We start from the raw sequence: 10,876 nt of genomic DNA on the forward strand, positions 1-10,876 counted from the left end.
CACGGCCGGAGAACAGCAGTGGGCCCGCTGGTTCCCCCGGAAACCAACGGGCCCACGATCAACGGGCGGAATCAGACGGTCAGTTGCTCGTCCGCGTGCCGTACTGGGGCCGCCACCGCCTCGGGCGACTCGTCGTGGGTGAGATCGGGCATCCGGTTCAGCCACTTCGGCAGGTACCAGTTGCGCTCACCGAGCAGTGCCATCACGGCCGGCAGCAGCACACCACGGATGACCGTGGCGTCGATCAGGACGGCGGCGGCGAGGCCCACGCCCATCTGCTTCATGGACTGCATCGACAGCGTGCCGAAGATCGCGAACACCGCGACCATGATGACGGCGGCGCTGGTGACGACGCCGGCCGTGGTGACCACGCCGTGCTGGATCGCGTCCTTCGTCGTCCGGCCCCGCATCCGGGCCTCGCGGATCCGGGAGACCACGAACACGTGGTAGTCCATGGACAGTCCGAAAAGGATGACGAAGAGGAACAGCGGCAGCCAGGTGACGATCGCGCCGACCCCCTCGGCGCCCACCAGCGAGGCTCCCCAGCCGTGCTGGAAGACCGCGACGAGGATGCCGTAGGCCGCGCCCACCGACAGCAGGTTCAGCAGGATCGAGGTGATCGCCACGGTCAGCGAGCGGAACGACAGCAGCATCAGCAGGAAGGCGAAGACGACCACGAACGCGAAGACCGGGACGACCGAGCCCATCAGCTGGTCGTTGAAGTCGTGGTTGCCCGCGACGTTTCCGGTGATCGGCGCCTGGACACCATCGACCTTGCCGAGCGTGGCGGGCCGCACCTCGTCACGCAGTTTCTCCAGGCTCTTGCTCGCCTTGTCCATGTCCGAACCGCCGACCAGCGGTACGGACACCAGGGCGACGTTCTGCGCGTCGTGCAGCTTGATGTCGACCGGTCCGCGGGAGGCGCCCGAAGCGACCGCCCGCTCCTTGAAGTCGGCCAGGGCCTGCCGCACCGCGGGCGCGTTGATGTCCTTGGCCTTCACGACCACCTGGGCCGGCTCGGAACCGCCCGGGAAGGCGTCGTTGAGCCGGTCGTAGGTCTGCACCATGGGCAGCGAGTGCCCGAACTCCTGGTCCAGGGTGAGCTGCGACGTCTTCATGCCGAGCGCGGGCGCGGCCACGGCCAGCAGCGCGCCGACCGCCACGACCACCGAGACCACCGGCCGGGCCAGCACACCGCGCAGCACGGCCGTCCAGAACCGGCTCTCCGAGCCGCCGCCCGTCCGGCGCCGACGCAGGAACGGGATCCGTCCCTTCTCCACCCGCTCGCCCAGCAGCGACAGCAGCGCGGGCAGCACGGTGACGGAGCCGACCATGGCGACCGCCACGACCATCAGCGAGGCCAGGCCCATCGCCTCGAACCCGGCGAGCCCGGTGAACAGCATGCCCGCCATCGCCACGCACACCGTGACACCGGAGACGATGATCGCCCGGCCACTGGTGGCGGCGGCGATCCGCAGCGCGGTGCCCGCATCCCGCCCGGCTTCCCGCTCCTCACGCTCCCGGCGCAGGTAGAACAGGCAGTAGTCGACGCCGACCGCCATACCGACCAGCAGCATCACGGAGTTGGCGGTGTCACTCATCGGCTGCAGATGGCTGACGATGCCCATCAGGCCCATCGTCGCCATGATCGCGGTGATCGCCAGCGCCACCGGCAGCAGGGCCGCCACCAGCGCGCCGAACGCGATGAGCAGGATGCCGAGGGCGACCGGCACGGCGGAGTACTCGGCCTTCTGGAAGTCGTCCCCGAAGGCGTCCTTGTACTGCTTGGCCATGCTGGCGCCGCCGATCTCCTCGATCCGCAGCGAGCCGTGCTCCTTCTGCACCCCGTCGACGGCCTTCAGCACCGGTTCGACCCGGTCGGCGGCCGTGTCCGAGTCGCCGCGCACGGCGAACTGGACCAGCGCGCTGCGCCCGTCCTTCGAGATCGTCCGGGTGTCGTACGGCGAGGTGACGTCCGTGACCCTGCCGGTGGCGCCGACGGCCTTGACCACGTCCGCGACGGCGGCCCGGAACTCGGCGTCCGTGGCCCTGACGGCACCGTCCTTGGACTGGACGAGGACGCTCTCCCCGGCCGGCTGCTTGATCCCCGCGTCGTCGATGATCCGCGCGGCGGTGTGCGTCTCCCCCTTGAGCTGGTCGTTCTCGTCGACGTCGACCCGGCCCGCCGCCGAGCCGAGCCCCATCGCCAGGACGACGAACAGCACCCATATGCCGACGGCCGCCCAGCGATGGCGGGCGCTCCACCCGCCGGCACGGGCGGCCAGGCCCCGTACCCGCGTGTCTCCGTTACCCATGACGGGTCCTCCCCCTTGTTCTCTCCTCCGTGCGTGCGTTCGCTACGAAGGTATGAGCCGGATAAGGGGCATCTCGTCGTGCTGCCCGGTGAAGTGCGACGGCGTGCTCTCATCGCGGGGGAGGACATCGGCCCCTTACATCTATTCGCGTGTCTCGGGGGCGCTGATCAGGGTGTCCGTGCGAGATTGCTCCGCCCCCGCCCCCACAGGGGACGACGGCCGCTCTATGGTGTCCGGGTGACGACGTATGCGGCGCTGCTGCGCGGAATCAACGTGGGCGGGAGCAGGAAACTCCCGATGGCCGAACTGCGGCAGCTCATGACCGGCCTCGGCCACGACGGCGTACGCACCCATCTGCAGAGCGGCCAGGCCGTCTTCACCACCGGGCAGGGTGACGAGGAGTCGCTGGCCGCGGAGCTGGCGGGGGCCGTCGAGCGGCACTTCGGCTTCCCGGTCGACGTGATCGTCCGCGACCACGGGTACCTGAAGGCGGTGATGGAGGCCTGCCCGTTCCCCGCGGCCGAGCTCGAGGCCAGGCAACTGCACGTCACCTACTTCTCCGAGCGCGTCACCGAGGAACGCTATGCGGCGATCGACCCGGCCGCCCACCTCCCCGAGGAGTTCCGCCTCGGCGACCGCTGCCTGTACCTGTACGCCCCGGAGGGCCTCGGCCGCTCCAAACTCGCCGAGGCCCTGTCCCGGCCGAGGGTCGCCAAGGGCGTGATCGCCACGAGCCGGAACTGGAACACGGTGGTCAAGCTGGTGGAGCTGACGGCGCCGGGGGCGTGATCCCCTGGCGGCCGCCCGGTCCGGCGCGTGTGCCAGGCTCTTCGCATGCGCTACATCATCATCGGGGCTGGGGCGGTCGGCGGGACCGTCGGGGGACGGCTGGCCCAGGGCGGCCACGAGGTCGTGCTGGTCGCGCGGGGCAGGCACCACGAGGCCCTGCGGGAGGGCGGGCTGCGGCTGCGGGTGCCGGAGGGCGAGCTGACGTACCCGCTGCCCGTCGTCGACGGACCGGAGCCGCTCGGCCCGCTGCGCGCCGACGACGTGCTGATACTGGCCGTGAAGACACAGGACAGCACGGCCGCCCTGGAGACCTGGGGCCCGGTGCCGGTCGAGGGCGGCGGCACGGCCGCCGAGCGGTTGCCGCTGCTGTGCGCACAGAACGGGGTGGAGGGACCGCGCCTGGCCCTGCGCCGGTTCCGGCACGTGTACGGAGTCTGCGTCTGGCTGCCGTCCACCTTCGTCGAGCCGGGCGTCGTCTCCGCCGCGGGGTCCCCGCTCACCGGCATACTGCACCTCGGCCGCTGTCCGCACGGCGCGGACGACCTCCTGCGGCGGATCGCCGCCGACCTGGAGCAGTGCCACTTCGAGGCGCCGGTGGCCGAGGACGTGGCGCGCTGGCAGTACGCCAAACTGCTCGGCAACCTCGGCAACGCCGTGGAGGCGGTCGGCGGTCCGATCGACAGCGAGGCGGGCCGGGCGCTGTACGCGAGGGTCCGGGCCGAGGGCGCGGCGGTGCTGCGGGCCGCCGGCATCCCGTACGCGAGCGACGAGGAGCAGCGGGCGGCCCGTGGTGACAAGGTCACCCTGGTACAGCTCGACGGCACCCCGCGCGGCGGCGGTTCCTCCTGGCAGTCCCTCACCCGTGGCACCGGCACCATCGAGGCCGACTACCTCAACGGCGAGATCGTCCTGCTGGGCCGTCAGCACGGTGTGCCGACCCCGCTGAACGAGCTGCTGCAGCGGCTCGCCAACCGGTTCGCCCGGGAACGCCGGCCGGCCGGATCCATGCCGATCGCGGAGCTCGGCCGGCTGGCCGACGAGGCCGCCGCAGGCATCGCGAAGCGTTCCTGAATGACCCGGGTCGCGACCGACTCATTGACGATGACTCATCAATGCTCCTACCTTTCCCGGGTCGGCACACGCTTCCCGCATGGGAGAGGTACATGCCCGCACACCGTAGACACGCATCATTAATCCTGATTTCCGGGGCACTCCTGCTGGGGTCCCCTTCGGTCACGGCCACCGCCCAAGCCGCCGTCACCTCCGATGTATACGTCTCTCCTGTCGGTGACGACCACGCCGACGGGACCGCCAGGCATCCCGTCCGCACCCTGCAGCGAGCCCGTGACCTGGTCCGCGCCAGGGTCGCGGGCCTGCACGGCGACCTGACGGTCCACCTGGCGCCCGGAACGTACCGGCAGACCGAACCGCTGGTGCTCGACGCCCGTGATTCGGGGACCGGCGGCCACCGGGTCGTCTGGCAGGGTGCTGACGGCACGGTCGTCAGCGGCGGGCGCCGCGTCACCGGATGGCACCCGGTCGCCGGCCGCACCGGCCTGTGGTCCGCACCCGCACCCCAAGGGCTCACCGACTCCCGGCAGTTGTACGTGGACGGGGTACGCGCCCAGCGGGCCCGCGGGGCCGTACCGGTGACCCTCACCCAGACGGCGACCGGCTACGAGGCCTCCTCCGACACCATCGCCCACTGGAAGCACCCCTCCGACGCCGAGTTCGTGTACACCAGCGGCGAGGCGCTGTGGAACGTCGAGCGCAACGGCCTGGGCCAGTGGACCGAGCCGCGCTGCCGGATCGCCGCCGCCGAGGGCACCACCATCACCATGGCCCAGCCCTGCTGGGACAACTCCAACAAGCGCGTGGAGTTCCCCGACATCCCCGGCCGCACGGTCAGCATGGTCGGCCCGGGGCACCTCACCAACGGCGGCAAGGCGTCCTACGTCGAGAACGCCTACGAACTCCTCGACCAGCCCGGCGAGTGGTACCTCGACAGCAGCGCGCGGAAGGTCTACTACCTGCCGCGCAAGGGAGAGGACCTCAACCGGTCCGACGTCGAGGCCGCCGCGGCCGAGAAACTGGTCGACGGGCGGGGCACGGCGGACGCCCCCGTCCACGACATCGCCTTCCGCGGCATCCAGTTCAGCTACGCGACCTGGCTGACCCCCTCCCGGCCCGAAGGCTTCTCCGAGATCCAGGCCGGCTACACCATCACCGGCGAGAAGGGCTGGGCCACGCAGGGACTGTGCCAGTACGTCGACGGCGGTACGTGCCCGTTCGCGTCCTGGACCAAGATGCCCGGCAACGTGTCCTTCGCCCACGGGCAGCGCATCGAGTTCACCGACGACGTCTTCGCCCATCTCGGCGCCGCCGGGCTGGACCTGGGCACCGGCAGCGAGGACTCGTCCGTCGCCGGCAGCATCTTCACCGACATCTCCGGCAACGGCCTGGAGATCGGGGGAGTGGACGGCCAGAGCCCCGCCTCGGGCGTGCGGGTCACCGACAACCACCTCTACGGGCTGCCCCGCGAATACCACGGCGGCGTCGCCATCCTCAACGGCTACACCCAGCACGACACCATCGCCCACAACCAGATCGACCACGTCGGCTACAGCGCCGTGTCGATGGGCTGGGGCGGCTGGCCCGACAAGATCGGCGCCCCGGCCACACCGAACCCGAGCCACGACAACGCCGTACGCGACAACCTGATCTTCGACTACATGCAGATGCTCGACGACGGCGGCGGCGTCTACACCCAGGGCCTGACCGGCACCTCCCTGACCGACGGCGAGAAGGTCACCGGCAACGTCATCCACGACCAGTGGGGGCTCGGCAAGAGCGTCTACACCGACAACGGCTGCACCTACGAGACCGTCGAGGGCAACGTCCTCTACCACGCCTCCTACGCCAACGTCGCCTCCCGCCACACCGACTACCGCGACAACCTCGGCAACAACGACCCCACCCTGGTCAGGGACAACTGGTGGGAGGAGGGCACCGCCGACGGGGACAACAAGGGACTGGTGACGACCGGCAACAAGATCATGGCGTCACCGTCCGACGTGCCGGCGGAGGTACTGGGCAACGCGGGACTCCAGCCGCCCTACCAGTACCTGCTGAGCCGCCGCATCGGTGCCCTCTCCGTCCCCGAGGCGCCGTCCAGGGTCGGCACCGGCACCGCGGGCCCGGACGCGCTGTACGCCACCTTCAACCCGACGTTCGCGGACGGCGGTGCACCCGTGACGTCGTACACGGCCCGCGCCTACGACACGACAGGCCGGCAGGTCGCCGAACAGACCGTCGGCGCGGCCGACTTCAGGCGCACCGCCCTCGTCCGCATCGGCGGGCTGCCCTCGTCCGGCGGACCGTTCACGGTGACGGTCACCGCGCGCAACGCGTACGGAGCCGGCGCCCCGTCCCTGGCCTCGGCACCCTTCTCGCCGACGGCGGCGACCGTCCTGCCGGGCGCTCCCACCGGCGCCAAGCTGCGCACGGCGTCCACCGCGGCCACCCTCGCCTGGACCCCGCCCGCGCAGCCGGGCGACGCCAAGGTGACCGGCTACCGGGTGACCGTCTCCGACGGCCGCGACCCGGTCGACGTCACCGGCCGGGACGTCCTGGTCACCCAGGCCTCCGCCAAGGGCATGTTCCGGGTGCTCGGCGGACTGCGCCCCGGCACCTCGTACACGGTGACCGTGGCGGCGGTGACCGCGGCGGGCACCGGACCCGCGGCTACCGTCACGGCGACCACCAGCCCTTGAGGCCACAGCGGAAATCCCCGCCGCTGTGACACTTCCGCCGCAAGAAACGCAGTACCAAGTGCCGGGCACGGAAGGAAGGTTGGCCACAACCCGAACGCCGTGCCCCGGCTCCGTCCGCGGACCGGCGTCACAGGGGAGCGCCGGACCGCGGACCACCGAGGCGTACGAAGCGCCGACGGACGGCGCCGGCACGCGGTGCCCCTCAGGCGCCGACGGCCAGCAGCGCCGGGTCGCGTGCCGCGTCGTACCGCTCCAGCAGCACCCGCGCCACCTCCGGTGCGGGACCGAGGACCTCGGCCAGTACGTCCGCCTCCGCCGCGCCCCGCGCGATACGGTCCGGCAGGAAGCCGGGGGCCAGGACGTACGGCGCGACCGCGACCTTCGCGCAGCCCAGCGCGCGCAGCTCGCGCACGGCGTCCTCCGTACGCGGCAGGGATGCGGAGGCGAACGCAGGCCGCACGGCGCACCAACCGGTGTGCCGCCACTCCCGCGCGATATCAGCGATCACTGCGATCGCCTCCGGGTCGGTGGACCCCGCCGAGGCCAGCACGACCCCGGTCGAGGACTTCTCGGAGGGCGTCAGCCCCGCCTCGTACAACCGGCGCTCCAGCGCCGTCAGCAGCAGCGGGGAAGGGCCGAGCACCTCCGCCTGCCGGATCCGCAGCCGCGGCGGCGCGTCCCGCAGCACCGCCGGGATGTCCGCCTTCGCGTGGAAGGCACGGGTGAGCAGCAGGGGCAGCGCCACGACGTCACCGACGCCCTCCGCCGCCAGGGACTGAAGCACTCCGTGCACGGACGGGACGTTGAAGTCCAGGAACCCGGTCTCCACGCGCAGCCCCGGCCGCAGCGACCGCACCCGCCGCACGAGGGCGTGGACGGTCGCGGCGTGCCGCGGGTCGCGGCTGCCGTGGGCGATGACGAGAAGGACCGGTTCACGCATGGGGGATCAGCTCTTCACCAGCAGACCGCGGCTGCGCAGCACCCACCGCTCCAGCGGGCTGAAGATCAGCAGGTCGATGGCGATACCGACGAACAGGATGAGCAGAATGGCCTCGAAGACCATGGCCATGTCGCTGGCGGTGCGGGCGTTCTCCAGCAGCTGGCCGAGGCCCACGCCCAGGTCCGGGAAGTTCGCGATGATCTCCGCGGCCATCAGCGAGCGCCAGGAGAACGCCCAGCCCTGCTTCATGCCCGCCACATAACCGGGCAGCGCGGCGGGCAGCGTGACGTGCCAGATGCCCTTGACACCCGTCGCGCCCATGGTGCGGCCCGCACGGAGGAAGAGCGGTGGCACCTGGTCGACGCCGGACACCAGGCCGTTGGCGATCGAGGGGACCGCGCCGAGCAGGATCACCGCGTACATCATCGAGTTGTTCAGACCCAGCCAGATCACGGCCGGCGGCACCCACGCCACCGACGGCAGCGACTGCAGCCCCGACAGGATCGGGCCGATGGCGGCACGCACGAACTTCACGCGCGCCACCACCAGTCCCAGCGGGGTACCGATCAGCAACGCGAAGAAGAAGCCCAGCAGACCACGGGAGACGCTGGTCCAGATGTAACCGAGCAGGTCGCCCTTGAGCCAGTCGTTCCTGAACGCCTGCGCCACCGCCGACGGCGTGGGCAGCTTGCTGGGGTTGTCGACGATCTTCAGGGACACCAGACCCTGCCAGACCAGCAGGACCACGGCGATCGCGACGACCGGAGGAAGGATCTTGTCGACGAGTGTCCTGCGGAACGGCGGCCGGCCGGTGGTCGTCGTCTCGAGGGCGTCCAGGCCGGCCTCGACGCTCCCGTCGTCCTTGACCGGCGTCGTCTCAGTGCTGGCCATGACGTCGGATCTCCCCACGCAGTACATCGGTGATCTCAAGGGACAGTTCGGCCACGGGCGCGTCCTCGATGCGCCGCGGCTGCGGGATGTCGACCGACCACTCGCGCGCGATCCGGCCCGGGCGGGAGGACAGCAGGATCACCCGCTGGGCGAGCCGTACCGCCTCGCGCACGTTGTGCGTGACGAACAGCACCGACACCCCCGTCTCCGCCCAGATGCGGGTCAACTCGTCGTGCAGCAGGTCCCGCGTGATGGCGTCCAGGGCCGCGAACGGCTCGTCCATCAGCAGCAGGTTGCTCTCCTGCGCCAGCGCCCGGGCCAACGCCACACGCTGCCGCATACCGCCGGACAGTTCGTGGACGCGCTTGCCGTGCGCGCCCTTCAGCCGGACCAGTTCGAGCAGCTCCTCGGCCTTGCCGCGACGCTCGGTCTTGGGAACACCCCTGAGTTTCAAGGCGAGTTCGATGTTCTTGCCCGCGGTCAGCCACGGGAAGAGGGCGTGCTCCTGGAACATCAGGGCCGGGCGGCCGTCCGTGGTGATGTCACCGGCGGTGGGCCTGTCCAGGCCCGCCACCAGGTTCAGCAGCGTGGACTTGCCGCAGCCCGACGCCCCCAGGAGGGTGACGAACTCGCCGGGCGCGACATCGATGCTGATGTCGTCCAGGACGAGCTGCTGCCCACCCGGCGTCGCGAAGGACTTGGAGACGTGGTCGAGGCGAGCCGCGTACTCGACGGACTCCGCGGCCTTGGCAAGGGTCGTGGCCATGTTCGTCACCTCCTGGGAACTCATCGGGGACTTGCGTCAGCTGGTGCCGAGACCGGCGGCGTCCACGGCGGGCTCACCCTCGGCCTTGAGGACCTTGTTGAGGAGGGTGAGGTCGTAGATGCCCTTCAGATCCGGCTTGTCCAGCAGGCCGGCCTTGACCGCGTGCTCCGCCTCGGTGTTCAGGGTGGAGGCCAGTGGGTCATTGGTGAACTGGATCGACTTCCACGCCGGGTCGAGGACGTTCGCGGGGAGCGCCTTGCCCGAGTCGGCCTCCAGCTGCTTGTTCGCGGCGGCCTTGGCCTTGTCCGGGTTGGCGTTGATCCACTTGTTGGCCTCGACGGAAGCCTTCAGCACGGCCTCGACGGCCTTCGGGTGCTGCTTGAGGAAGGACTGCCGTACGACGATGTTCGTGATCACGAACTTCTTGCCGGGCCACAGCGTGGACTCGTCGAGGATCGTCCGGCCGCCCTCGGCGACCAGCTTCGAGGCGGTCGGCTCAGGCACCCAGGCGCCGTCGATGGAGCCCGCCTTGAAGGCGTCCGGGGTCACCTTGTTGTCGCTGCGGACGACCGTGACGTCGCCCTTGCCGCTCTGCGCGTCGACCTTCCAGCCCTGCTCCGCGGCCCAGTCGAGGAACGCCACGTCCTGTGTGTTGCCGAGCTGGGGCGTCGCGATCTTCTTGCCCTTGACGTCCTTCAGGGACTTGATCTTCTTCGGGTTCACGACGAGCTTCACACCGCCGGACGCCGAACCGCCGATGATCTTCAGGCTCTTGCCGTCGGACTTGGTGTAGCCGTTGATCGCCGGGGACGGGCCGATCCAGCCGATGTCGATGGAGCCGGAGTTGAGCGCCTCGATCTCGGACGGGCCGGCGTTGAAGGTGGCGTAGTCGGCCTTGGTGGCGCCCAGTTCCTTCTGGAAGAGGCCCTGCTCACGGCCGACCAGAGCGGTGGCGTGGGTCAGGTTGCCGAAGTAGCCGATCTTGACGGAGTCGAGGCCGTCGATCTTCTTGGCGCCGGCGGCGACCTTCTGGTTGGCGGCGTTGTCCTCGGACTTGGAGCCGTAGCCGCAGGCTGCCAGCGTCAGCAGGGGGAGTGCGGCGACCACGGCGATGCCGCGGCGAAGAACAGTTGAGCGGTTGGCAGGCACGGGAGGCTTTCCTCTCGTTGGCCCGGCGGTCACGGTCTTTCAGGTCGTGGCCGGGTGTTCGGCAAGGGTCTTCGTCGCTTCCGGGGTGGGGGTCCCCCCGCCTGCGAGCGAAGTCGAGCATGTGGGGGAGGGTGGGGGGAGGGGGCGCGCAGGCAGTGCGCGTACGTCATCGCACACATCGCGCCACTCCGCCCTGCCCGCTGCCGAGGGCGCCGCTGCCGACGCGGCCGCCCTCCTTCGCGAACGTCGAGTA

General features: G+C 70.6%; 8 protein-coding genes. 3 read left to right on the forward strand and 5 right to left on the reverse strand.

The window, feature by feature from the left end:
* Window positions 1-71: 71 nt before the first annotated feature.
* Window positions 72-2,315, reverse strand: a complete 2,244-nt coding sequence (locus tag ACWC21_RS23425; RefSeq protein WP_450884745.1) for an MMPL family transporter — start codon at window positions 2,313-2,315, stop codon at window positions 72-74.
* Between the two features lie 237 nt (window positions 2,316-2,552).
* Here ACWC21_RS23425 and ACWC21_RS23430 point away from each other — a divergent pair, with 237 nt between their 5' ends.
* From ACWC21_RS23430 to ACWC21_RS23440, 3 genes are all read left to right on the forward strand, one after another.
* Complete coding sequence (locus ACWC21_RS23430) at window positions 2,553-3,104, forward strand: DUF1697 domain-containing protein (protein ID WP_450884746.1); 552 nt, start codon at window positions 2,553-2,555, stop codon at window positions 3,102-3,104.
* Between the two features lie 45 nt (window positions 3,105-3,149).
* A complete protein-coding gene (locus ACWC21_RS23435; protein ID WP_450884747.1) occupies window positions 3,150-4,175 on the forward strand; it encodes a ketopantoate reductase family protein in 1,026 nt (341 codons plus the stop codon).
* A gap of 92 nt (window positions 4,176-4,267) precedes the next feature.
* Window positions 4,268-6,877 (forward strand): fibronectin type III domain-containing protein, encoded by a 2,610-nt coding sequence (locus ACWC21_RS23440; protein WP_450884748.1) that lies wholly within the window; start codon window positions 4,268-4,270, stop codon window positions 6,875-6,877.
* A 202-nt stretch (window positions 6,878-7,079) separates the two neighbouring features.
* Here ACWC21_RS23440 and ACWC21_RS23445 read toward each other — a convergent pair whose 3' ends face one another.
* The 4 genes from ACWC21_RS23445 to ACWC21_RS23460 are packed head-to-tail and all read right to left on the reverse strand — an operon-like array spanning window position 7,080 to window position 10,623.
* Window positions 7,080-7,817: a sirohydrochlorin chelatase gene (locus tag ACWC21_RS23445; protein WP_450884749.1), complete on the reverse strand. Its 738-nt coding sequence runs from the start codon at window positions 7,815-7,817 to the stop codon at window positions 7,080-7,082.
* Between the two features lie 6 nt (window positions 7,818-7,823).
* Entirely contained in the window at window positions 7,824-8,708 is an 885-nt protein-coding gene (locus ACWC21_RS23450) for an ABC transporter permease (RefSeq protein ID WP_450884750.1), read from the reverse strand.
* On the reverse strand, window positions 8,695-9,498 hold the full coding sequence (locus ACWC21_RS23455; protein WP_450884751.1) for an ABC transporter ATP-binding protein: 804 nt from the start codon (window positions 9,496-9,498) through the stop codon (window positions 8,695-8,697). The genes ACWC21_RS23450 and ACWC21_RS23455 overlap by 14 nt, the downstream gene beginning before the upstream one ends.
* Before the next feature lie 12 nt (window positions 9,499-9,510).
* Window positions 9,511-10,623: an aliphatic sulfonate ABC transporter substrate-binding protein gene (locus ACWC21_RS23460; protein ID WP_450884752.1), complete on the reverse strand. Its 1,113-nt coding sequence runs from the start codon at window positions 10,621-10,623 to the stop codon at window positions 9,511-9,513.
* Window positions 10,624-10,876: the final 253 nt, after the last annotated feature.

The organism is Streptomyces sp. NPDC001348 (genome assembly GCF_053597535.1).

Excerpts from the sequence above, each read along its gene's own strand:
- ACWC21_RS23425 (WP_450884745.1), bottom strand. The coding sequence starts at position 2,315 with ATGGGTAACGGAGACACGCGGGTACGGGGCCTGGCCGCCCGTGCCGGC.
- ACWC21_RS23435 (WP_450884747.1), top strand. The coding sequence starts at position 3,150 with ATGCGCTACATCATCATCGGGGCTGGGGCGGTCGGCGGGACCGTCGGG.
- ACWC21_RS23440 (WP_450884748.1), top strand. The coding sequence starts at position 4,268 with ATGCCCGCACACCGTAGACACGCATCATTAATCCTGATTTCCGGGGCA.
- ACWC21_RS23445 (WP_450884749.1), bottom strand. The coding sequence starts at position 7,817 with ATGCGTGAACCGGTCCTTCTCGTCATCGCCCACGGCAGCCGCGACCCG.
- ACWC21_RS23450 (WP_450884750.1), bottom strand. The coding sequence starts at position 8,708 with ATGGCCAGCACTGAGACGACGCCGGTCAAGGACGACGGGAGCGTCGAG.
- ACWC21_RS23455 (WP_450884751.1), bottom strand. The coding sequence starts at position 9,498 with ATGAGTTCCCAGGAGGTGACGAACATGGCCACGACCCTTGCCAAGGCC.